Genomic DNA, 23,266 nt, shown 5'->3' on the forward strand with positions numbered 1-23,266 from the left:
ACGTTCAAGCAGCCTTGGACGCCGGAGCAGCCGCGGGCTTCGCCGGCGGCGGCTTCAGCGGCTTGTCCTGCCGCTTCGACCAGGAGATGTAATAGGCGACCGTCGTCATGATCGCGATGCCCGCGATGGAGACGAAGAGCTGCGCAAACAGCGAGCCCGAGCTCATCGACAGCTCGAAATGGCCGACGAAGGACAGGAACACGCCGACGCAGAATACGGCGAGCGATTGCTGGCCGCAGACGATCACCGGATCGAAGATCTTCCACTCCAGGCCCGGCCAGTCCTTCGGCACGAAGCGGATCACCAGGATCACGATCACGACGAAGTGGATGAAGCGGTAAGGCGCGAGGTTGGTCTTGTCGTTCGGATTGAACGCCGAGAACAGCCATTCCGGGAGCATGCCGCCGAGGGTGGGGAAGCGGCCGGCCATGGTCATGACCAGCGCGAACAGGAGATAGCCGAGGCAGAGCCACAGCGTGATCGGCGAGTTGATCAGCGTCATCGAGCGGCGCGCACCGCCCATCGCGCACCAGGCGCCGAACACGAACAGCACCTGCCAGCAATAGGGGTTGAAGTACCACTGGCCGGCCGGGTAGGCGTTCAGGTTCAGGCCGAAATGGCGCGCGGACAGCCACAGGATGATGGAGAGCGCCATCGTCAGATCGGGCTTGCGCAGCATGAACCACAGCACCGGCGGAAACAGGCCCATCAGCACGATGTAGAGCGGCAGCACGTCGAGATTGAGCGGCTTGAAGCGCAGGAACAGGCCCTGGCGCAGCGTCTCGGTGGCATTGTCGACGAGGCCTGCGACGTTGAACTCGTTGATCATCTCGGAATCGCCGAAGCGCAGCGCCAGATAGCTGATCGAGGCGATGTAGATCACGAACAGGATGATGTGGGCGACATAGAGCTGCCAGACCCGCTTGGTGAGGCGGGTGGCGCCGACGATGAAGCCGCGCTCCAGCATCATGCGGGCATAGACGAACGAGGCCGTATAGCCTGAGATGAAGACGAACAGGTCCGCCGCGTCGGAGAAGCCGTAATTACGCGTCGTGATCCAGTTCACGACGTTGTCGGGGATGTGGTCGAGGAAGATCGCCCAGTTGGCGACACCGCGAAACAGGTCGAGCCTGAGGTCACGGCCCTTCTCGGGGAGCGTGGCGTTGATGTTCAGGAAGGCCATGCGACGGGAGCTCTCGAAGGGGACGGTTTCGCTGAGGTCGGCGAGGCGGGACCGCCGGGCGGGATTCCCAGGCGGACGGCGGGTACGCAATTGTCACAGTGCAGCATAATGACTATACCCCTCGGTGAGGGACCCGGGGACCCGGAATCACCGATCAGTTCCCGAAAGGTGTCTCTATACTATGCCCGCGGTTTTCACCAATCGCTACCGTGACGCATTAAAATCGAACGAAAAGACCAAGAGGCCGGACCGCCAATGACCGCACGCATTTTCAAACCCGCCAAGAACGCGATGCAATCCGGCCGGTCCAAGACCAAGGAATGGCAGCTCGATTACGAGCCCGAGCAGCCGCGCGCGGTGGAGCCGCTGATGGGCTGGACCTCGTCCGGTGACATGAAGCAGCAGATCACGCTGCGCTTCCACACCAAGGACGAGGCGGTCGCTTATTGCGAGCGCAAGGGCATCGCCTACCAGGTGATCGAGCCGAAGGAATCGCTGCATCGCCAGGTCGCGTATGCCGACAACTTCTCGTTCCGCCGCGGTGAGCCCTGGACGCATTGAGGGGCGTCGCTTCGGCCGTCCTCTGCGGGTAGCCCTTGGCACCCATTCCGCCGCGTGCTTCGCTGGTCCGCGTGACGGGACCATGACGAGGTGGGGGATGGCGGGGCGTGACCAGCTCGACGGCGTCGATCTGAAGATCTTATCCGAGCTGCAGCAGGACGGGCGGGTTCGCAACAACGAGCTGGCCCTGCGCGTCGGCGTGTCCGCGCCGAACTGCCTGCGGCGGCTCAAATCGCTGTTCAGCCGCGGCGTGATCCGTGCGGTGCGTGCCGTCATCGACGAGCGATTGCTCGGCTATGAGGTGGTGTCGTTCGTCTCGATCCAGCTCGGCAGCCAGGCTCAACCGGTGCTGGAGGCGTTCGAGGGATCGATCGCTGCAATCCCGCGCATCCAGCAGTGCTGGCGGATTTCCGGCGACACCGACTATCTCCTGAGATGCGTCGCGCCGAGCGTCGAGAGCATGCGCCAGCAGCTCCTGCATTTTGCTGCGATGCCCAACGTGAAGAATGTGCGCAGCTTTCCGGTGCTGGGTGTCGCCAAGGACGTGCCGCTGCCGGTGCAGGAGATCGCGGCTGCGGCGCCGGCAGGATAGCGGCCGCGCGAGACTCAACGGTATCTGCCGCGAAACTCGCGCGGGCTGGCGCCGGTCCAGCTGCGGAAGGCCCGCGAAAAACTCTTTTCGTTGCGGAAGCCGGCGAGTTCCGCAATCCGCTTGATCGGCGTGCGGCCGCGCATCAGCTCCTGCTTGGCAAGCTCGAGCTTTGCTTCCTCCTTGAGGTCGCGGAGCGAGGTGGCTTCCTCGCGCAGCCGACGATGCATGGTGCGGGTGGAGAGCGCGAGCTCGCTGGCGACATCCTCCGCGCCGAGAATGCGTCCGCGCGCCTCGCGGAGCACGCGCCGGACACGCTCGACCAGCAAACGATCGCGGCGATAGGGCAGCACGGTCAGCCGCAACGCGCCCTTGAGCATGCTGTCGAGGTCGGCGGCGGTGCGGGTCAGCGGCAGCGAGAGATAATGCTTGTCGAAGACGATGCGGGCACCGTCTGCGTCGAAGCGGACGTGCTTGCAGAAGATAGTCGGGTAGACCGAGACGTGTCCGGGCTCGGCATAGGGAAATTCCGCCGCGCGGAGTGCGATTGCGGAATCCACCGCCCAGCAGGAGAAGCCGAGCACATAGCGGAGCAGGGTGACGAGGCAGAACTCGCGCAGGGGCCCGAGATCGTGCTTCTCGCGAATGGAAATGATTGCGGTCTCGCCGCTGACCGCAAGCTCGAACAGCACGTCTTCCGTCAGCAGGCGATGATGCCGGCACCAGCGTTTCAGCGCGACCTCGAGATTGGGCGCGGTGATCGAGGCACGGCACAGCATGCCGTAAGTGCCGAAAGGCAGCCTGCGCGAGAACCAGCCGAGCGCCTCGTCATCGAGCTCGCGCATGGCGTGGCCCGCCAGCGCCTCGAACTGCGCCGCGGTGACCCGCCCGTCGGCCGATCCGACGAGGTCGGACAGGACCTGCCCCTTGCTCAATGCCTCGGCCGGATCCCGCCCATAGCGGGCATAGGCCGCGACCACGCCCCGGACGAAGGCGGCGGGCGTCATGGCGCGACGGGGCGTAGCGGTTGCGGCCTGAAAGGGCATATGAAGTCCTTTGGAAAATCCTCGCCAAACTTGGCGGAAAATGCAACCTTTTCGACCGCCAGGGCGCCTGGGTGGGGATAGGTTCGGGGCCGACAAGAAATTCGCAGGGAAACTGGAGGAATCGCCTTGAACATCCCGAGCATCGACTTCGATCTGGGCGAAGACATCAGCATGCTGCGCGACACCGTGCGCGCCTTTGTCGAGGCGGAGGTGGCGCCGCGCGCGGCGGAGGTCGAGAAGGCCAATCTGTTCCCGGCCGATCTCTGGAAGCGTTTTGGTGACCTCGGCCTGCTCGGCATGACCGCGCCGGAGCAATATGGCGGCTCCAACATGGGCTACCTCGCCCATATCGTCGCCATGGAGGAGATTTCGCGCGGCTCGGCCGCAATCGGGCTGTCCTACGGCGCCCACTCCAACCTCTGCGTCAACCAGATCCGCCGCAACGGCAACGACGCGCAGCGGCAGCGCTATCTGCCGAAGCTGATCTCCGGCGAGTATGTCGGCGCGCTCGCGATGTCCGAGCCGGGCGCCGGCTCCGACGTCGTCTCGATGAAACTGCGCGCCGACAAGCGCGGCGACCGCTATGTGCTCAACGGCGCGAAGATGTGGATCACCAATGGCGGCGATGCGGACGTGCTGGTGGTCTATGCCAAGACCGATCCGGAGGCCGGCCCGCGCGGCATGACCGCCTTCCTGATCGAGAAGGGCTTCAAGGGTTTCACCCACGGCCCGCATCTCGACAAGCTCGGCATGCGCGGCTCCAACACCTATCCCTTGTTCTTCGACGACTGCGAGGTGCCGGAGGAGAACGTGCTCGCCGGCGTGGGCGAGGGCGTCAACGTGCTGATGTCGGGCCTCGACTACGAGCGCGCGGTGCTCTCCGGCGGCCCGCTCGGAATCATGGCGGCCTGCATGGACGCGGTGGTGCCCTACATGCACGAACGAAAACAGTTCGGCCAGCCGATCGGCGATTTCCAGCTGATGCAGGGCAAGCTAGCCGACATGTATTCGACCTGGCAGGCGACGCGCGCCTACGTCTACGCCGTGGGAAAGGCCTGCGACCGCGCCAATCACGCGCGCAGCTTGCGCAAGGACGCTGCCGCCGCGATCCTCTATTCCGCGGAGAAGGCAACGTGGATGGCGGGCGAGGCGATCCAGGCGCTGGGCGGCGTCGGCTATACATCCGAGTTTCCGGTCGGTCGTCTCTGGCGCGACGCCAAGCTTTACGAGATCGGCGCGGGCACGTCCGAGGTCCGCCGCATGCTGATCGGCCGTGAGCTGATGGCGGAAACGGCTTAAACCCACCACACGATTGGAATTGCCGCGAAGCCATCGCGGCCTCACCACGCCACCAGAAACGCGGGACCACATGCCGCTCCATTCCAGCATCGATCCATCTTCATCCGATTTTGCGCGCAACTCCGACGCCATGCGCGTGCTTGTCGCCGACCTGCGCGAAAAGCTCAGCCAGGTAGCCGGCGGCGGCGGCGAGGTCTCGCGCAGCCGCCACACGTCGCGCGGCAAGATGCTGGCGCGCGAGCGCGTCGATCTGCTGGTCGATCCCGGGACCTCGTTCCTGGAGCTGTCGCCGCTGGCGGCCCATGGCCTCTATGGCGGCGACGTGCATTCGGCGAGCATCGTCACCGGCGTGGGGCGCATCTCGGGCCGCGAATGCGTTGTTGTCGCCAATGACGCCACCATCAAGGGCGGCACCTATTACCCCATGACCGTGAAGAAGCATCTGCGGGCGCAGGACATCGCGCGGCAGAACAATCTTCCCTGCGTCTACATGGTCGATTCCGGCGGCGCCTTCCTGCCGCTGCAGGACGAGATCTTTCCGGACGAGCGCCACTTCGGCCGCATCTTCTACAACCAGGCGCAGATGTCGTCGCAGGGCATCCCGCAGATCGCGATCGTGATGGGCTCCTGCACCGCCGGCGGCGCCTACGTGCCGGCGATGTCCGACGAGAGCATTATCGTTCGCAATCAAGGCACCATCTTCCTCGGTGGCCCGCCGCTTGTGAAGGCCGCGACCGGTGAGGTCGTCAGCGCCGAGGAACTCGGCGGCGCCGACGTGCATTCGCGGCAGTCGGGCGTCACCGACCATTACGCCCAGAACGATGCGCACGCGATCGGCATCGCCCGGCGCATCGTCGGCACGCTGAAGCCATCGGCGCGGCCGAACCTCAACATGCACCCGCCGCGCGATCCGCTGTTCGCGGCGGAGGAGATCTACGGCGTCGTCCCCGTCGACGGCCGCAAGCCGTTCGACGTCCGCGACATCATCGCGCGCATCGTCGACGGCTCCGAGTTCGACGAGTTCAAGAAGCTCTACGGTACGACGCTGGTGTGCGGCTTTGCGCACATCTGGGGCTATCCGGTTGGCATTATTGCCAACAACGGCATCCTGTTCAGCGAGAGCTCGCTGAAGGGCGCGCATTTCATCGAGCTGTGCTGCCAGCGCGGCATTCCGCTGGTATTCCTGCAGAACATCACCGGATTCATGGTCGGCAAGAAATACGAAACCGGCGGCATCGCGCGCGATGGCGCCAAGCTGGTGACGGCGGTTGCGACCGCCTCGGTGCCGAAATTCACTGTGGTGATCGGCGGCTCCTACGGCGCCGGCAATTACGGCATGTGCGGCCGCGCCTATTCACCGCGCTTCCTCTGGATGTGGCCGAATGCACGCATCTCGGTGATGGGTGGCGAGCAGGCCTCGATGGTGCTGAGCCAGGTCCGCCGTGACAATATCGAGGCCAAGGGCGATAGCTGGTCGAAGGACGAGGAAGATAAATTCCGCGAGCCGATCCGCGCGCAATATGAGAGCCAGGGCCATCCGTATTACGCGACCGCGCGTCTCTGGGACGACGGCGTGATCGACCCGGCCGACACGCGGCTGGTGCTCGGCCTCGGCCTCTCGGCGGCGTCGAATGCGCCGATCGAGCCGACGAAATTCGGCCTGTTCAGGATGTGATGCGATGGACCGCTCAAAGCTCTACCGCCGTTTTCGCACGCTCCTGATCGCCAATCGCGGTGAGATCGCCTGCCGTGTCATCCGCACCGCGCGTGCCATGGGCCTGCGCACCGTCGCGGTCTATTCCGAGGCCGACCGCGACGCGATGCATGTCGCGCTCGCGGACGAGGCCGTGCTGCTGGGACCCGCACGGGCTCGCGACAGCTATCTCAATGCGGAGCGGTTGATCGAGGCCGCACGGAAAACCGGCGCGGAGGCCGTGCATCCCGGCTACGGCTTCCTGTCGGAAAATGCCGAATTCGCGCGGGCCTGTTTCGATGCAGGCCTGGTGTTTGTCGGCCCGACCGCCGGGATGATGACGGCGATGGGCTCAAAATCCGGCTCGAAAGCGCTGATGGAGAAGGCCGGCGTGCCGCTGGTGCCCGGCTATCACGGCGAGGCCCAGGACGATGCCACGCTGGCGAAGGCCGCGGACAAGATCGGCTTTCCCATCCTGGTGAAGGCCTCCGCCGGCGGCGGTGGCCGCGGCATGCGCATCGTCCGCTCGGCGGCCGAGCTTGCGCCCGCGATCGTCAGCGCCAAGCGCGAGGCCAAGGCCGCGTTCGGCGACGACCGCATGCTGATCGAAAAATATGTCGACAATCCCAGGCATATCGAGGTGCAGGTGATCGGCGACAGCCAGGGCAATCTGCTGTCGCTGTTCGAACGCGAATGCACCTTGCAGCGCCGTCACCAGAAGGTGATCGAGGAGGCACCGTCGCCGACGCTCAATCCCGCCCAGCGCGAGACCGTTTGCGCTGCTGCACGAAAAGCAGCGGGCGCGGTGAATTATGTCGGCGCCGGCACCATCGAGTTCGTCTCCGACGGCAAGGACGTGTTCTTCATCGAGATGAACACGCGCCTTCAGGTCGAGCATCCCGTGACCGAGCTGATCACCGGGATCGATCTCGTCGAATGGCAGTTGCGCGTCGCCTTCGGCGAGGCGCTGCCGCTGAAGCAGGACGAGATCCGGCTCAACGGCCACGCCGTCGAAGCGCGTGTCTATGCCGAGAACCCGATCAAGAACTTCATGCCGTCGGTCGGAAAGCTCTCGACCTGGCGCCTGCCTGCGGAGACCGGCGGTCTGCGCATCGACGCCGGCTATCGCGAAGGCGATGCGGTCTCGCCATACTACGACGCCATGCTGGCAAAAATGATTGCCTGGGCGCCGACGCGCGACGTCGCGATCGACCGGCTCAACCGCGGGCTGGAGGACTCCGACGTCCGCGGCATCGTCACCAACATTCCGTTCTTGTCGGCGCTGATCACGCACCCGAAGGTGCGGACGAATGCGATCGACACCGGCTTCATCGAGCGCGAGCTGGCAGCCCTGACCTCAACGGCGCCGGCGCCCGGCGAGCTCGAGCTGTGTGCCGCAGCCGCCGCGATCGTCAATGACGAGCGGCAGGCCGCGCAAGGGGAGGCGAATTCACCCTGGCAGACCTTTGGCTGGATGCCGGTCGGCCGCCGTCAGCGCAGCTTTGCGTTCCGCGTCGGCCACGGGCCCGAGCAGGAGATCAGCCTGAACTACGGCAGCGGGCCGTCGACGCTGCTGATCGGCGAGCGCGAGCTGGCGTTCACGGTTGCGCCGAAGGGGGGCGGCTTCGACCTGACGCTCGACGGTGTCAAATCCTCCGTCGCCGCCGTGATCGACGGCCATGAGCTGTATTTGCGCACGCGCAACGGCCGCTTCGACCTGCACTGGGTCGATCCGTTCGGCGGCGAGACCGAGGAGCAGGCCGGCGCGGACAAGATCGCGGCGCCGTTGCCGGGTACCGTCGTCGCCGTGCTGGCCGAGGAGGGGGCGAAGCTCGAGAAGGGCGCGCCGATCCTGACACTGGAAGTCATGAAAATGGAGCAGACGCTGCGCGCGCCCTATGCCGGCGTGCTGAAGTCGATCAAGTGCAAGGTCGGCGATATCGTGCAGGAGGGCACCGAGCTCGCCGTGGTCGAGGCTTCCGGGGAATGACATGAGCGATCCCGTCCGCATCATCGAGATGGGGCCGCGCGACGGCCTCCAGAACGAGAAGACGCCCGTCAGCGTGGAGGCCCGCATCGCCTTCATCGAGGCGCTGGTTGCCGCCGGCCTCGACACGGTCGAGGTCGGTGCCTTCGTCTCGCCCAAGGCGATCCCGCAGATGGCAAGCTCGGATGCCGTGCTGCGCGGCGTCGCCCACGTCACCGGCGCGGAATTCCACGTGCTGGTGCCGAACGAGAAGGGTTATGACGCGGCGCGTGCCGCCGGCGCAAAGGTGGTCTCCGTGTTCGCGGCGGCCTCCGAGGGCTTTTCGCGCGCCAACATCAACTGCACGGTTGCGGAGTCCATCGAGCGGTTCAAGCCGATGCTGGCGCGCGCCAGGGCCGACGGCGTGAAGGTGCGCGGCTATATCTCCTGCGTGCTCGGCTGTCCCTTCGACGGCGACATCAAGCCGACGGCGGTTGCCGATCTTGCGAGCACGCTGTGGGATCTCGGCTGCTACGAGATCTCGCTCGGCGACACCATCGGCGTCGGCACGCCTGATAAGGCCAAGGCGATGCTGCGCGCGGTGGCCGCCAATGTTCCCGCCGCAAAGCTCGCGATGCATTTCCACGACACCTACGGCCAGGCGCTGGCCAATCTCTATGCCGGCCTGGCGGAGGGCGTCCGCGTCATCGACGCTGCCGCGGGCGGCCTCGGCGGCTGCCCCTACGCGCCGGGTGCGACGGGCAATGTCGCGACCGAGGAAGTCGTCTACATGCTCGAGGGCATGGGCGTGACGACCGGCGTTGACATGGAGAAGCTGCTGGCGGCGACCAATACGATGAGCGGCGTGCTGGGCAAGCCGCCGGTGAGCCGCGTCGCGACAGCGCTGAATGCGAAGAAGAAGCGGGCTGCTTCCTAATTTTCCGTCATTGCGAGCGCAGCGAAGCAATCCAGAATCCCACCGCGGAAAGACTCTGGATTGCTTCGCTGCGCTCGCAAAGACGGCGGAGAGACCTTCATCTGCTCCCGTCCGGCCCCATCACCAGGTCCGGCAGCCAGGTCGAGATATTAGGCACAAGGCAGAGCAGCAGCACGGCGCCCATCATCAAGAGCACGAAAGGCAGCGTGCCCCAGATCACTTCGCTCAGCGAAATGTCGGGAGCGACGTTGCGGATGACGAAGATGTTGAGGCCGACGGGCGGATGGATCAGACCCATCTCCATCACGATGGTCATGACCACGCCGAACCAGATGATGTCGAAATTGGCGGCGCGCAACGGCGGCAGGATGATCGGTGCGGTCATGAGAATGATCGAGACCGGCGGCAGGAAGAAGCCGAGCACGACCACCATGACGAGGATCGCAAACAGCAGCCCCCAGCGCGGCAGATGCATGGCGACAACGGATTCGGCGGCCGATTGCGAGATATGGAGATAGCTCATCACGTAGGAATAGAGCAGCGACATGCCGATGATCATCATCAGCATGGTCGATTCCCGGATCGTCGACTTCATGATCGGGCCAAGATCGCTCGGCCGCCACACGCCGTAGATCGCCGCGATCAATCCCAGCGCCAGCAGGCCGCCGAGGCCGGCGGTCTCCGACGGCGTGGCATAGCCGCCATAGAGTGCGGCCATGACGCCGGTCAGCAGCAGGACGAAGGGGAGCACGCGCGGCAGCACGTTGAAGCGCTCGGCAAGCGTATATTCGTCGCGGGCGAGGATCGCGGCTTCCGGGCCGCCGTTCTTGTAGGCAGCCTCGGCCGCGGCATATTCCTGGCGGAAGCGGATCACGGCATAGCCGCCGAACAGCGAGACCAGCAGCAATCCGGGGCCGATGCCGGCGAGAAACAGGCGTCCCAGCGACTTTTCCGCAGCGACCGCGAACAGGATCATGGTGATCGAGGGCGGCAGCAGGATGCCGAGCGTGCCGCCGGCGGCGATGATGCCGGCTGCGAAGCCGCCGGAGTAGCCGCGCTTGCACATCTCGGGGATGCCGGCCGAGCCGATCGCCGAGCAGGTCGCGGGCGAGGAGCCCGCCATCGCCGCAAACAGCGCGCAGGCGAAGACGTTGGCAACGCCGAGGCCGCCGGGCACCCGATGCAGCCAGGCGTGCAGCGCCGAATAGAGATCCTGGCCGGCGCGCGATTTGCCGATCGCCGCACCCTTCAGGATGAAGAGCGGGATCGACAGCAGCGTGATCGAGGCCATCTCCTCGTAGACGTTCTGCGTCACCGTATCCAGCGATGCCGCGGGCATGTAGATGCCCATGAACACGACCGCGACCGCGCCGAGCGCGAACGCAATCGGCATGCCCGAAAACATCACGAGCAGCGTCGCGACCCCATAAGCGATACCGATACCGAATACGCTCATGAACGCTTGGCTCCCGCGAATGGCAGTGCCAGCTGCACGAGGATCTGGACGCAGAGCAGGCTCATGCCGAGCGCCATTAGTGAATAGGGAACGGCGAGCGGCGGCGACCACATCGAGTTCGAGACCTGACCGTCGACGTAAGCCTCATGCGCGAGCGTCCACGACTTCCAGGTGAAGAACGCGCAGAACAGCAGCGTCACGACATCGACGAACCAGAGCCTGATTCGGTTTGCCAGCGGCGAGAGCAGGCCGACGAAGGCCTCGATGCCGATATGGCCGCGATTCTGCTGCACATAGGCCGCCGTCATGAAGGTCGCGCCGACCAGCAGGAACACAGCGGCTTCGTCCTGCCAGTAATTGGCGGCCTTGAACAGCGCGCGGCTCAGCACGCTGTAGCTCAGGATGGCGCAGGCTGCGACCAGCGCCAGCGCGGCGAACGCGACGATGATGCGATTGAGGACGGCGAGGCCGCGATCGAGCGCCGCCGCAAGGCCGGTCCTTGCGGCGGCATTCGCCGTGTCGTCACGATCCGGGAGCGGACCGTGGCTCATGCAGCGACGTCGGAGGCGAGCTTGAGCAGGTTCGCAGCGGTCGCGGTCTTGGCGCCGTAATCCTTCCACGCGGTGTCGCGGGCGATGTCGCGCCACTTACCGACCGTCGCGGCATCGAGCGCCGAGACCTTGGCGCCGGCCTTCTCGTAGACCTTGGCGACCTCGACGTCGTCATCCTGCGCGCCCTTGCGGCCGAACGCCTCGAGCTCCTCGCCGACGGCGACCAGAACGTCCTGCTGGTTCTTCGGCAGCTTGTCGAAGATCGCCTTCGACATCATCAGCGGCTCGAGCATGAACCAGTAGGACGCGCCCGCGCCCGAGGTCAGCGACTTCGCGACCTCTTCGAGCCGGAACGAAATCAGGCTGGTGGAGGAGGTGATGCCGGCGTCGCAGGCGCCGGTCTGCATCGCCGCGTAGATTTCGTTCGAGGGCACCGACAGCACCGAGGCGCCGGCGGTCTGCAGCACCATGTCCATCTCGCGCGAGCCGCCGCGCACCTTCATACCCTTCGCATCCTCGGGAGCGACGATCGGCTTGGAGCGGCTGGCGACGCCGCCGGCCTGCCATACCCAGCTCAGGAGAATGATGCCCTTATCGGCGAGGAAGTCAGTCAGCGCCTTGCCGACCGGCTCCTTCTTCCAGCGCATGCCCTGGTCGTAGGTGGTGACGAGGCCGGGCATCAGGCCGATATTGGTCTCCGGCAATTCGCCGCCGGCGTAGGGCATCGGATACAGCGAGATGTCGAGTGCGCCCTTGCGCATCGCCGAGAACTGCGCGTTGGTCTTGATCAGCGAGGAATTCGGATAGATTTCGGCGGCGATGTCGCCGTTGCTGCGCTTACTGACTTCGGCGGCGAACATGCGGCAGAGCCGGTCGCGGAAATCGCCCTTGTCGATGGTGCCGCCGGGGAATTGATGCGAGATCTTCAGCGTGGTCGCGGCATGCGCAGTACCGATGCCGAAGCGGAGAATGGCGGGCGCGGCGACGGCGGTCGCGAGCAGATGGCGGCGGGTAAGCATGACGTGATCCCCTTGGACTGTTTTCTTGTTGGCAGGATCGGGTTTTGAGGCCGGCCCAGGGCCCATCCTAGCCGGTCTTCCACCCGATATTCTCTCATCTGATAGTTCGAGATCGAATGCGGCTGCAAGTCGCGTCGTTGCTGCGACGCACACGCGGCTTGGCCCTGTTCCGGGCATTAGCACGATTGGCGAGCAGGGGCGCCGGCCTGACAGAAAAAAAGTCCGAAACGTCGCGTAACAAGCCTGCGCGTCGATCCGTCGAGATTGTGTAGCGGCACAAGTCGCTGGCAAACACCATCTTGAAGGGATTATTTCTCATGACCATTCGCACCCGCATCGTGCTCGGCGTCTCGGCTGCCGCTCTCTCGCTTGGCTTGGCGCTGTCGCCGGCCGCGTTCGCCCAGGACAAGATGGGCAAGGACGACGGCATGATGAAGAAGGACACGATGTCCAAGGACGGCATGAAGAAGGACACCATGTCCAAGGACGACGGCATGAAGAAAGACACGATGTCGAAGGATGGCATGAAGAAAGACGACGGCATGAAGAAGAACTGATCTCTTGCCGTCGTGCCGGGCGCCTCGAGGGGGCGAGCCCGGCATGCGCTGCTCCGATTTCGGTCGAGGGCCTGACAACGTACGCGCGCGTTCGCGCGGACGTGGCTGGTCCGTACCGTCAGGATTTGACCTGAAGCACGTGCGCTTCAGGTCAAATTTTGTTGAAGGTCACTTCCGCTTGGACTTGCGGGCGGCGTAACGCGCGTCGCGCTTGGCCTTTTGCTCGGCCTCGACCTCAGCCGCCTTTGCTGCCGCTTCTTCCGCCTCGCGGGCGATCCGCGCGGTTTCCAGCGCTGCGGCCTCTTCCTCGCGACGCTTCTGCTCGGCCTTTTCCGCATCGCGCGCAGCCTTCGCTTCGGCGCGCTTGACCGCGAGAGCCTCGCGCTCGGCACGCTTCGCCACAACCGCGGGATCATCAGGCCCAGGCTGCGACTTGAATTTGTTCAAAAGATTCTTGCGCGCTTCCTGCGCCGCCTTTTGCCGGTCTGAAAACCCGGGTTCCCTAAATCCACTCACGGGCCTTGCCTTCCTCGCTTTCAATCCTACATCGGTGACTGTTGGTACGTCGGCTGGGCACAAGCAGGCACCACGCGACGCAGAAGCGTGTACATCGTCACGCGCCGCGAAGCCACCCATAATCGCAGCCGATCAGGTCAACGAAAATCGCTCGACCAGCCGATCCTTCGTAGCCCGGAAAAACTGCCGAATTGTGATGTCCCTCATAAGGGCACCCCAACGGCGGCGCCTAGCGTCCGCCACGAGACGGAGCACGGGCATGATCTTTTTCCGGCTGAGCCTGAAGGCCCTTGCAATCACGGCCGCCGCAGTGGCGGTGACAGGTGCGGTGCTGTTACTTGCCCGCCCGCAGCCCATCGAGAGCACCGTTCTAGGGGCCGCATGGGAGTGCACCCAGACCGCCTTCATCCTGACCAGCTGCGCGCCGCGCCGGCAGCAGGCGATCCCGGCGGTCGAGACCTCGCGCAAGGAGGCGCTGAGGGCGACCAGGGGCTAAGCGGCGAGGGGCAGGGCAGGATGTGACGCGACGTCGCAGAGCTGATAAAGGGCCTCACCGCGCGACAAGGTCCCCAAATCCAAGTAGCCATGTCCAAGCCTGATCCTGCCGACAAGCCCGGCGCGCCGCCAAAACCCCAATCCGGCGACAGTCGGCGCGGCGCAATCGCGGGTCTGATCATCGCCGCTGTCATCCTCGGTGTCGGGCTGTGGCTCGCCCGCGACCTCACGGCCGCCAGCAAGATGCAGGACTGCCTGATGTCGGGGCGAAGCAATTGCAATGTGATCGAGCCTGCCCGCTAGGCCGGTCTCGCCGGACACGCCCGGACGAAAAATTGCCGTGATCTTAATCATTTGTAACGGGACATAGCCGACCTGTCGGGGTCAATTTGACAGGCCGGTCATGTTCGTCGGCATCACCCAGGCGCGATCCGAATCGTCTATCGCGCGTGGACTACGGCAATTGCGAAAGTTGAGGGGGGTAAGCGCGCATGAGTGCGTCCAGCCGCATGAAGATCATCATTCCCATGGTTTCGGCCATGGCGTTGCTGGCAGTGTCAGCGCAAGCGCAGGACGCAGCGCCGCCGAAGGGCACCGGCCAGCCGCCAGGGCAGGGCGCAGGTAGCCCACCCCCCGCCAATCGAACATGCGCAAGGGTCCTCCGCCGCAACAGGCCGTGCACCCCGCGCCTCAGCCCGGCGGCCAGGCCCACATGGCTCCAGGCCCAGGTTCGGGAGCAGCTCCAGGCCCGCATGGTCCCGGGCCGCGTAATGCCGGCGGCCCGCCGCCGGGACCCGGTCGCTACATGGCACGCGGTCCGGCACCGGCGCGCGACTGGGGCGGCCACGCCTATCGCGGCAATCTTGCCTGGGACGGCGGACGCTGGCGCCACGAGGTCCACAACGGCCGTCCGGGCTGGTGGTGGGATGTCGGCGGCGTTTGGTACTATTATCCGCAGCCGATGGACGGCCCGCCCGCCTACATTTCCGAAGACTATATCGACGACGTGCCGGTGGCCTACGCGCCGCCGGGTCCGCCGGTCGCCTACGAACCGCCGCCGCCGGCACCAGATCCGGGCGCGAGCGCGCTCGGCGGCGCCATCGTCGGCGGCGTCCTTGGCGGCCTGATTTCCGGCAACGCCTCGGGGGCGGCCGCAGGCGCCGTGATCGGCGGCGCGACTGGCGCCATCGCCGGTGCCACCGCTGCTTCGCGCCCCGGCTACTATTTCGCACAAGGCAATTGCTATTACCGCTATCCGAGCGGTCAGTATGTGCAGGCCGATCCGCGCGCCTGCTACTGAACGGCTCACGGCGACATCCGGCATGAATGGGGCGGGCCCGGTGCCCGCCTCAACGTTGCGGCGACACGCGATAACTGTCCCAACTTTTCTCTGGCGCTCCCCGCGGCAGCGCCCGGCGCTCAGAACAGTCGCGTCGGGACGTCGGCACCTCAAATTCGTCGCGGTAATATCGTGCGGAAGCGCGCACGCGGTGCGACCTTCGTCCACCGCAATCATACGGACGAAATTGCCACGCCCTTGTCCATATCGGCCGGTTAAAGTTGCCCGCATGTGCACGAAGTACGACCCTCAGCATGAAGCCGAGGCAGCAATGAAGCGCGCCGCGGCGTCCGAAGGCCCCGACCGGCAACGCCTCATCGAACTGGCCTTGGCGTGGCATCAACTCGCTCGCGATCGGCGCGACGACGAGCGAAGGGCCGATTTTCGTCTGACAGACAAGTCGACCCGGTTCGGGTCTTAGCACCAGTCATGAGAAAGCCCCGTGCTCGGGGGGATTTGCGAAACGCGCCGTTAAGACATGCGCGGCACTACGTTTTGCGGTCGCGATTCGTGCTTTGGGAACGAAGCAGAGTCGGACCGTGAACAAACGGAATGCTGGAACACTCGGGGCCCAAGTTAGAATCGCTCGACCGCCGTCGGCTGCTGCTGGTCTCGATGCGCGCACGCCTGAACGGCGGAGGCGAGCTGATGCTGGCTCATCGCGGCGTCGGCAATGGACGCCTGCGCCAGCTCGATCCGCTTTGCGATTACGCTGGAGTTGACGTCCACGATGGCGTCGAGCGCCAGAAACGACATCGCGACGATCGCCACCGCACAGGCGATCCCCATTCTCGTCAATTCGGTTCGCGGCATCCACAGTCCCTAGTCGCGCGCAGGTCGCCCGCCGCGCATAGATAGGGCGCATCCGCACGGTTCAAAGGCCGGGGCAGGTGCCCCACGCGTTCGTGAAAGACGACAGATTTGCGATGGGGGAGTCGTATTGTGCTCCAACGATGAGTCTTGGCGCGTGCAGCCATCATGCGCAACCGGCCTAGCCGATTTGAGATTGCGCGCCGACTTCACGGCGGCTCTTGGCCGAACTCCACCTCACTCGCGGGCTATAACACTTGACGGCTTTCGCAGTCGGCATGCCCTAACGAGGTTAGGCGCACTGTGAGCCGCACGGAGCCTCAGTTGATGCCCCGTCCCTCACAACCGCAGCCTCGGGCGCCGGTTGGACCTCGGAGTGGATGCCCTCGTAATAGCGCGTTGCCAAGTCATCCAGACTTCGTGATGGAGGCCATCGATGAGGTTAATTGTGCTCCCTAACAATACCGCGGCTTCCATCGGGAACACCGTAGCTGAAGACTTTTTCGGTCTCGCTGATCTCCGAGGAAATTTCTGTTTCGCGCACTACGGATTCTAGGATGATTGGTACCTGCGAGAGCCTAGCCGCAAATGACTCATAAGCGCGCTTTGCGCCGTATGACATCGCAAAATGCTTCCCCTTGCTATTAAGCTCGCTTACGTGAACTTGCGCTATTTTGGCGCCAAATTCTGAGAGAATGCGAGCAGCGACTGTCATGGTAGGGTCCACTTGTCTCGCATGCGCTATATCAAAGCATAACCTTGCGTCGGGCAGATGGACGAAGAATTCGCCGAGCTCTTCCGCTGTACGCCCGGTCGGCTTTCGAGAATCCATGTTTTCTACGCAGAGTCGACTTCCGAGTTCTCGCCACAGTGACAAATCGCGCAGGGTGTCAGGATGGACCACTATATTCAATCCGAGCTTTGCGACGTTTGCGAGCTCTCTTACAACGCCTTGTTCGTCGTCGAAATCTGTGGGCGCGTGGAAGCTAATGTATTGGTAGCGCTTGCAGAGCTTCTCTAACAGCGATGGTAGCGCATTCAGCAATACAGGTAGCTCGACGCATCGAAGGGCAGACAGCTCAACGGCATTTGCACGTGTTGGCTCCAGCAATTTCAGAGCACGTCCGAAATCGCCGTATGCGAGAGCCCCAGTTGAGAAGCCAACCATCATCAAAAAAACCCGTACCTCTTCGCAACTTCAGTTACTTCATCGTTCGATTCGAAGATTAGCTTCAGCAGCGCATCGTCGAATGTGTGAGCTACCTCGCGCGCGTCGAGGAATACCTCATTCTTATATGCTTCTTCCGGGGTCAAACGAGCGTGTAGTTCGACAAGTAGGTCTATTCTTCGCGATTCGTCGCTGGCCCGTTGCGGCGCAAGGGGCTACGCAGGCGATACTGAGGCGCGCTTGATTCCGCTTAGCCGTGTTCACGGTCGCGCCAAGAAGCTCAAGCGTCAACCCTTTGGAAACATTGGGAAGAAAGTCATCTGGCGATCCCGGCAGGAATCGAACCTGCAACCCTCAGAGTAGAAATCTGATGCTCTATCCAGTTGAGCTACGGGACCGTCTTGGCCACCCCGGTTCGGGGGCTGGCCGTCATATATCATGCCAATAGGAAAAATCTGGTGCTTCGCCAAGCCTGAACCGAACCGTTTTCCCTTACGCGGCGACAAAGCGGAACGGCGGAGTGTCAGGGTGCCGGGTCGAGCGGCAGCGTACTGGACGATGGATCACATCGCCGGGGGCGCTGACTAGCTTCCGGGACACGGCCGCCGGTCGACTGGTCCGATATTGCTGCGCCACAGGACGGCGTGCGCGGCGATATCTCGATCGGTCTCCTCTGGGCGTGCCTTGGGGCGTGACTTGCCATGGTGAATGCGACGATTTGCACCTTTGGTTCCATCGCCTTGAGTCCGTCACCTTTGCGCGCACTTTATCGCCGCCGCGGCGTTCGTCCGCGATTTCCGGGAGTCCCTTCATGATCGGTCTGGTTCGCGCCGTCACACTCTGCGCCATGCTGGCGCTTGGCCTGAGCGCGGCGCAAGCCGCGGACAAGGCGTTCAAGCGCGACGATCTCGCCGATTCCGCGATCAAGCTGGAGGCGCAGATCAAGAGTGAGGCGGGGCCGGTCGCCAAGACCGGGGCGACCTTGCGCACCGACGCGGATGCCGCCTTCAAGCGCAATGATTACCGCACCGGGCTCTCGGTGCTCGGCCAGATCGCCGCCGTCACGCCTGAGGACGCCGGCAACTGGCTGCGGCTCGCAAAGGTCATCTTCCAGATATCGCCGAAGAGCTCGAGCGAGCAGACTTTCCTGCTGGAGCGCGCCTCGACCGCTGCCTACATTGCTTACATGCGCGCCGGCAATCCGGGTGAGGAGGCGGATGCGCTCGCCGTGCTCGGCAAGTCGCTCGCCGAACGCAAGCTGTGGCGGCCGGCGCTGGACGCGTTGCGGCTGTCGCTCGATATGCGCGAAGTCGCCGATGTTCGCGGCAATTACGAGAAGCTGCGCGACGAGCACGGCTTCCGGCTGCTCGACTATACCGTGGACTCGGATTCGGCGAGCCCGCGTGCCTGCTTCCAGTTCTCGGAAGAACTCGCCAAACGCACCGACTTCGCGCCGTTCCTTGCGCTTGCCGGGCAGGACAAGCCGGCCCTGTCGGCCGAGGGCAAGCAGCTCTGCGTCGATGGGCTGAAGCATGGCGAGCGCTACAACATCAATCTGCGCGCCGGCCTGCCGTCGACCCTGAAGGAAGGCCTGCCGAAATCGGCCGAGTTCAACATCTATGTGCGCGACCGCAAGCCGTTCGTACGCTTCACCAGCCGCGCCTATGTGCTGCCGCGCACGGGCCAGCGCGGCATTCCCGTGGTCAGCGTCAACACGCCGGCGGTTACCGTCAACGTGTTCCGGATCGGCGATCGCAATTTGATCAACACGGTGGTCGACAGCGACTTCCAGAAGACGCTGTCGAAGTACCAGCTCAGCGATCTCGGCGGCGAACGCGGCGTGAAGGTCTGGACCGGCGAGCTCGCGACTGCGACGACACTGAACCAGGACGTCATCACCGCATTTCCGGTCGACCAGGCGCTCGGTGAGCTCCAGCCCGGCGTCTATGTGATGACGGCAGCGGCCAAGGGCCCGGGCAGCGACGACGATTACCAGCTCGCCACCCAATGGTTCATCGTCTCCGATCTCGGCGTCACGGCCTATTCCGGCAATGACGGCATCCACGTCTTCGTCAATTCGCTGGCCTCGACCGATCCGGTCGGCAAAGCCGAGGTGCGGCTGGTCGCCCGCAACAACGAGATTTTGGCGACGCGCAAGACCGACGATTCCGGCCACGTGCTGTTCGAGTCGGGGCTGGCGCGCGGCGAGGGCGGCCTGTCGCCGGCGATGCTGACCGTCACCGGCGAGAAGGCCGACTATGCCTTCCTCAGCTTGAAGACCTCGGCCTTTGATCTGTCCGACCGCGGCGTCGCGGGCCGTGCGGTGCCCGTGGGCGCCGACGCCTTCGTCTATGCCGAGCGCGGCGTCTATCGCTCCAGCGAGACGGTCTATCTCACCGCGCTGCTGCGCGACGGGCAAGGCAATGCCGTCAACGGCGGACCGCTGACCCTGGTGATCGAGCGCCCCGACGGCGTCGAATTCCGCCGCGCCGTGCTAGCCGACCAGGGCGCCGGCGGCCGCACGCTTGCCGTGCCGCTGAACTCGGCCGTTCCGACCGGCACCTGGCGGGTGCGCGCCTTCACCGATCCGAAGGGCTCATCGGTCGGCGAGACCACATTCATGGTCGAGGACTACGTCCCCGATCGGATCGAATTCGACTTGTCGGCCAAGGACAAGCTGATCAAAGCCAACGCTCCTGTGGAGCTTAAGGCCGACGGTCATTTCCTCTATGGCGCGCCCGCATCCGGCCTTCAGCTCGAGGGCGACATGCTGATCGCGCCCGCGAGCGAACGCCCCGGCTATGCGGGCTACCAGTTCGGCGTCGATGACGAGCAGACGACGTCGAACGAGCGCACCCCGCTGGAGAACCTGCCGGAAGCCGATGCCAATGGCGTTGCCACGTTCCCGGTGACGCTGCAGAAGCAGCCGGCCTCGACGCGTCCGCAGGAGGCGCAGATCTTCGTCCGCATGGTCGAGACCGGCGGCCGCGCCGTCGAGCGCAAGCTCGTGCTCCCGGTTGCGCCGGCGACTGGGCTGATCGGCATCAAGCCGCTCTTTGGCGACAAGAACGTCGCGGAAGGCGACAAGGCCGAGTTCGACATCGTGTTCGTCTCGCCCGAGGGCAAGACGCTTCCCCGCGACGGGTTGCGCTACGAGCTCCTGAAGATGGAGTCGCGCTACCAATGGTACCGCCAGAACAATTACTGGGAGTATGAGCCGGTCAAGTCGACATCGCGCGTCGCCGACGGCGACGTCACCATTGCCGCCGACAAGCCAACGCGGATCACGCTGGCGCCCAAGCCCGGTCGCTACCGGCTCGACGTGAAGTCGAACGATGCAGACGGCTCCGTGACTTCGGTGCAGTTCGACGTCGGCTGGTATTCCGACGGCAGCGCCGATACGCCGGACCTGCTGGAGACCTCGATCGACAAGCCGCAATACACCTCCGGCGATACCATGACCGTCTCGGTCAATGTCCGCTCCGCCGGCAAGCTCACCGTCAATGTGCTCGGCGATCGCCTGCTGACGACGCAGACCGTCGACGTCAAGGAAGGCACCGCGCAGATAAAACTTCCGGTCGGCAAGGACTGGGGCACGGGCGCCTATGTGGTGGCGACGCTGCGCCGTCCGCTCGATGCGGCAGCCCAGCGCATGCCGGGCCGCGCCATCGGCCTGAAATGGTTCGGCATCGACAAGCAGACGCGTACGCTCCAGGTCAAGCTGACGCCACCGGCGTTGATCCGGCCGAACGCGATGCTGAAGATTCCGGTCAAGCTCGACGGGCTCAATCCGGGCGAGGACGCCAAAATCGTGATCGCTGCGGTCGATGTCGGCATTCTCAACCTCACCAATTACAAGCCGCCGGCGCCGGATGATTATTATCTCGGCCAGCGCCGCCTGAGCGCGGAGATCCGCGATCTCTACGGGCAACTGATCGACGGCATGTCGGGCACGCGCGGCCAGATCAAGTCAGGCGGCGACGCCGGCGCTGCCGAGCTCCAGGGTTCGCCGCCCGCGCAGAAGCCGCTCGCGCTCTATTCGGGCATCGTCACCGTCGGCGCGGACGGCAGTGCGGAAGTGAGCTTCGATATTCCGGAGTTCGCCGGCACCGCGCGCGTGATGGCGGTGGCGTGGACCGCGACCAAGCTCGGCCGCGCCAACACGGACGTGGTGATCCGCGATCCCGTGGTGCTGACCACGACCCTGCCGCGCTTCCTGCTCAATGGCGACCACGGCACGGTCAATCTCGAGATCGACAATGTCGAGGGCGAGGGCGGCGACTACATCATCAACGTGAAGACCGGCGGTCCGGTGAAGATGACCGGCAATGCCGCCACCACCGTCAAGCTCGCCGCCAAGCAGCGCAATTCGTTCACGCTGGCGATCGACGCGACCGCGGCGGGGCCGGCCACACTCGACGTCGACATCAAGGGACCGAACGGCCTTGCGCTCGCGCGCCACTATGCGCTTGACGTCAAGGCGGCAACGCAAGTGCTGGCACGGCGCTCGATCCGGACGCTGGCGAAGGGCGAGAGCCTGACACTGACATCGGACATGTTCTCCGACCTGGTGCCGGGCACGGGCAGCGTCTCTGTCTCGGCGAGCCTGTCGACCGCGCTGGACGCGGCGACGATCCTCAAAGCGCTGGACCGCTATCCCTATGGCTGCTCGGAGCAGATCACGAGCCGCGCCATGCCGCTGCTCTACGTCAACGATCTCGCGGCCGGGGCACATCTCGCGATGGACACCGAAGTCGATAGCCGCATCCGCGATGCGATCGAGCGGCTCCTGGCCCGTCAAGGCTCCAATGGCTCGTTCGGCCTGTGGTCGGCGGGCGGCGATGATGCCTGGCTCGATGCCTATGTGACGGACTTCCTCACCCGCGCCCGCGAAAAGGGCTTTGTGGTGCCGGACGTCCTGTTCAAGGACGCGCTGGATCGTATCCGCAACTCGGTGGTCAACGGCAATGAGCCGGAGAAGGATGGTGGCCGTGATCTCGCCTACGGCCTCTATGTGCTGGCCCGCAATGGCGCTGCTCCCATCGGCGACCTCCGCTATCTCGCGGATACCAAGCTGAACAACCTGGCGACGCCGATCGCCAAATCCCAGCTCGCGGCAGCGCTCGCTTTGGTCGGCGATCGCAACCGTGCGGAGCGGGTCTATGGCGCGGCGCTCGATAGCCTTGCGCCAAAGCCGGTGCTGGAGTTCGGCCGCACCGACTACGGCTCGCAGCTCCGCGATGCCGCAGCACTTGTCTCGCTCGCAAGCGAAGGCAACGCGCCGAAGGCGACGCTGACGCAAGCCGTGATGCGGGTCGAAACCGCGCGCGGGCTCACGCCCTACACCTCGACGCAGGAGAATGCGTGGCTGGTGCTGGCGGCGCGGGCGCTGGCCAAGGAAAACCTCTCGATCGAGGTCGACGGCCAGAGCGTCAAGACCGCGCTCTACCGCAGCTACAAGGCGGACACGCTGAGCGGCAAGCCGCTGAAGATCACCAACACCGGCGACGCGCCGGTGCAGGCGGTGATCTCGGTGTCGGGCTCGCCGGTCACGCCGGAGCCGGCTGCATCGAACGGCTTCAAGATCGAGCGCAATTACTTCACGCTCGACGGCAAGCCCGCCGATATCAGCAAGGTCAAGCAGAACGATCGCTTCGCCGTGGTGTTGAAGATTACGGAGGCGAAGCCCGAGTACGGCCACATCATGGTGTCCGACTATCTCCCGGCAGGTCTTGAGATCGACAATCCCAAGCTGGTGTCGTCGGGTGACAGTGGCACCCTGGACTGGATCGAGGACGGCCAGGAGCCGGAGGATACTGAGTTCCGCGACGACCGCTTTACGGCGGCGGTGGATCGCGCCTCGGACTCCAAGGCGGTCTTCACCGTCGCCTACGTCGTGCGCGTGGTCTCGCCCGGCAAATACGTGCTGCCGCAGGCCTATGTCGAGGACATGTACAACCCCTCGCGCTACGGCCGCACTGGCACGGGCACTGTCGAGGTGCGGGCGGCGAAGTGAGTGTTTGGAATGACTGATGCTCCGAACGAGCCAGCAACTCCGCCGTCATGCCCGGGCAAAAGCGC

Annotated in this window: 18 protein-coding genes, 1 tRNA gene and 1 pseudogene; 11 read left to right on the forward strand and 9 right to left on the reverse strand. The window is 64.7% G+C overall.

Features of this window, described 5'->3' with window-relative positions; translation table 11 throughout:
• Positions 1 to 4 precede the first annotated feature (4 nt).
• Positions 5 to 1,183, reverse strand: a complete 1,179-nt coding sequence (locus tag FXB38_RS26640) for an OpgC domain-containing protein (protein WP_148753907.1) — start codon at positions 1,181 to 1,183, stop codon at positions 5 to 7.
• A 255-nt stretch (positions 1,184 to 1,438) separates the two neighbouring features.
• Between FXB38_RS26640 and FXB38_RS26645 the strand changes: the two genes are divergently transcribed.
• The gene (locus FXB38_RS26645; RefSeq protein WP_057754809.1) at positions 1,439 to 1,744 is read left to right on the forward strand and encodes an ETC complex I subunit; all 306 of its coding nucleotides are present in this window, start codon (positions 1,439 to 1,441) and stop codon (positions 1,742 to 1,744) included.
• A 97-nt stretch (positions 1,745 to 1,841) separates the two neighbouring features.
• Positions 1,842 to 2,336 (forward strand): Lrp/AsnC family transcriptional regulator, encoded by a 495-nt coding sequence (locus FXB38_RS26650; RefSeq protein WP_148753908.1) that lies wholly within the window; start codon positions 1,842 to 1,844, stop codon positions 2,334 to 2,336.
• 14 nt (positions 2,337 to 2,350) lie between these two features.
• Here FXB38_RS26650 and FXB38_RS26655 read toward each other — a convergent pair whose 3' ends face one another.
• Positions 2,351 to 3,379, reverse strand: a complete 1,029-nt coding sequence (locus tag FXB38_RS26655; RefSeq protein ID WP_148753909.1) for an AraC family transcriptional regulator — start codon at positions 3,377 to 3,379, stop codon at positions 2,351 to 2,353.
• Between the two features lie 171 nt (positions 3,380 to 3,550).
• Here FXB38_RS26655 and FXB38_RS26660 point away from each other — a divergent pair, with 171 nt between their 5' ends.
• The 4 genes from FXB38_RS26660 (at position 3,551) to FXB38_RS26675 (ending at position 9,274) form a co-directional block, all read left to right on the forward strand.
• Positions 3,551 to 4,678 (forward strand): isovaleryl-CoA dehydrogenase, encoded by a 1,128-nt coding sequence (locus tag FXB38_RS26660; protein ID WP_148753942.1) that lies wholly within the window; start codon positions 3,551 to 3,553, stop codon positions 4,676 to 4,678.
• A 70-nt stretch (positions 4,679 to 4,748) separates the two neighbouring features.
• The gene (locus tag FXB38_RS26665) at positions 4,749 to 6,353 is read left to right on the forward strand and encodes a carboxyl transferase domain-containing protein (RefSeq protein WP_148753910.1); all 1,605 of its coding nucleotides are present in this window, start codon (positions 4,749 to 4,751) and stop codon (positions 6,351 to 6,353) included.
• Between the two features lie 4 nt (positions 6,354 to 6,357).
• Positions 6,358 to 8,361, forward strand: a complete 2,004-nt coding sequence (locus tag FXB38_RS26670; RefSeq protein ID WP_187435165.1) for an acetyl/propionyl/methylcrotonyl-CoA carboxylase subunit alpha — start codon at positions 6,358 to 6,360, stop codon at positions 8,359 to 8,361.
• Between the two features lies 1 nt (position 8,362).
• Positions 8,363 to 9,274 (forward strand): hydroxymethylglutaryl-CoA lyase, encoded by a 912-nt coding sequence (locus FXB38_RS26675; RefSeq protein ID WP_148753912.1) that lies wholly within the window; start codon positions 8,363 to 8,365, stop codon positions 9,272 to 9,274.
• A 97-nt stretch (positions 9,275 to 9,371) separates the two neighbouring features.
• Here FXB38_RS26675 and FXB38_RS26680 read toward each other — a convergent pair whose 3' ends face one another.
• The 3 genes from FXB38_RS26680 to FXB38_RS26690 are packed head-to-tail and all read right to left on the reverse strand — an operon-like array spanning position 9,372 to position 12,300.
• The gene (locus tag FXB38_RS26680; protein ID WP_148753913.1) at positions 9,372 to 10,730 is read right to left on the reverse strand and encodes a TRAP transporter large permease; all 1,359 of its coding nucleotides are present in this window, start codon (positions 10,728 to 10,730) and stop codon (positions 9,372 to 9,374) included.
• Complete coding sequence (locus FXB38_RS26685) at positions 10,727 to 11,281, reverse strand: TRAP transporter small permease (protein ID WP_148753914.1); 555 nt, start codon at positions 11,279 to 11,281, stop codon at positions 10,727 to 10,729. The genes FXB38_RS26680 and FXB38_RS26685 overlap by 4 nt, the downstream gene beginning before the upstream one ends.
• The gene (locus tag FXB38_RS26690) at positions 11,278 to 12,300 is read right to left on the reverse strand and encodes a TRAP transporter substrate-binding protein (RefSeq protein WP_148753915.1); all 1,023 of its coding nucleotides are present in this window, start codon (positions 12,298 to 12,300) and stop codon (positions 11,278 to 11,280) included. The genes FXB38_RS26685 and FXB38_RS26690 overlap by 4 nt, the downstream gene beginning before the upstream one ends.
• Positions 12,301 to 12,617: 317 nt before the next feature.
• On the opposite strand from FXB38_RS26690, the gene FXB38_RS26695 reads away from it, so the two are divergent.
• The gene (locus FXB38_RS26695; RefSeq protein ID WP_148753916.1) at positions 12,618 to 12,857 is read left to right on the forward strand and encodes a pentapeptide MXKDX repeat protein; all 240 of its coding nucleotides are present in this window, start codon (positions 12,618 to 12,620) and stop codon (positions 12,855 to 12,857) included.
• Positions 12,858 to 13,025: 168 nt separating this feature from the next.
• On the opposite strand, the gene FXB38_RS26700 is transcribed toward FXB38_RS26695, so the two are convergent.
• Entirely contained in the window at positions 13,026 to 13,373 is a 348-nt protein-coding gene (locus tag FXB38_RS26700) for a DUF6481 family protein (protein WP_148753917.1), read from the reverse strand.
• A 259-nt stretch (positions 13,374 to 13,632) separates the two neighbouring features.
• Here FXB38_RS26700 and FXB38_RS26705 point away from each other — a divergent pair, with 259 nt between their 5' ends.
• The 3 genes and pseudogenes from FXB38_RS26705 to FXB38_RS26715 all read left to right on the forward strand — a co-directional run bounded on the left by FXB38_RS26705 (position 13,633) and on the right by FXB38_RS26715 (position 15,168).
• The gene (locus tag FXB38_RS26705; protein ID WP_187435166.1) at positions 13,633 to 13,869 is read left to right on the forward strand and encodes a hypothetical protein; all 237 of its coding nucleotides are present in this window, start codon (positions 13,633 to 13,635) and stop codon (positions 13,867 to 13,869) included.
• Positions 13,870 to 13,958: 89 nt separating this feature from the next.
• A complete protein-coding gene (locus FXB38_RS26710) occupies positions 13,959 to 14,171 on the forward strand; it encodes a hypothetical protein (protein WP_187435167.1) in 213 nt (70 codons plus the stop codon).
• 188 nt (positions 14,172 to 14,359) lie between these two features.
• Positions 14,360 to 15,168, forward strand: a pseudogene (locus tag FXB38_RS26715) (hypothetical protein).
• 615 nt (positions 15,169 to 15,783) lie between these two features.
• On the opposite strand, the gene FXB38_RS26725 reads toward FXB38_RS26715, so the two are convergent.
• The 3 genes from FXB38_RS26725 to FXB38_RS26735 all read right to left on the reverse strand — a co-directional run bounded on the left by FXB38_RS26725 (position 15,784) and on the right by FXB38_RS26735 (position 17,583).
• Positions 15,784 to 15,978 carry a hypothetical protein gene (locus tag FXB38_RS26725; protein ID WP_246230161.1) on the reverse strand — a complete coding sequence of 65 codons (195 nt, stop codon included), beginning with the start codon at positions 15,976 to 15,978 and terminating at the stop codon, positions 15,784 to 15,786.
• Between the two features lie 481 nt (positions 15,979 to 16,459).
• Positions 16,460 to 17,188 carry an apurinic/apyrimidinic endonuclease family protein gene (locus FXB38_RS26730; protein ID WP_148753922.1) on the reverse strand — a complete coding sequence of 243 codons (729 nt, stop codon included), beginning with the start codon at positions 17,186 to 17,188 and terminating at the stop codon, positions 16,460 to 16,462.
• A gap of 318 nt (positions 17,189 to 17,506) precedes the next feature.
• Positions 17,507 to 17,583, reverse strand: a tRNA-Arg gene (locus FXB38_RS26735).
• A gap of 413 nt (positions 17,584 to 17,996) precedes the next feature.
• Between FXB38_RS26735 and FXB38_RS26740 the strand changes: the two genes are divergently transcribed.
• Positions 17,997 to 23,201, forward strand: coding sequence for an alpha-2-macroglobulin family protein (locus FXB38_RS26740; protein ID WP_148753923.1), 5,205 nt, complete (start codon positions 17,997 to 17,999; stop codon positions 23,199 to 23,201).
• The last annotated feature ends 65 nt before the right edge of the window (positions 23,202 to 23,266 follow it).

This window comes from Bradyrhizobium cytisi (assembly GCF_008123515.1).
Taxonomy (GTDB): domain Bacteria; phylum Pseudomonadota; class Alphaproteobacteria; order Rhizobiales; family Xanthobacteraceae; genus Bradyrhizobium; species Bradyrhizobium cytisi.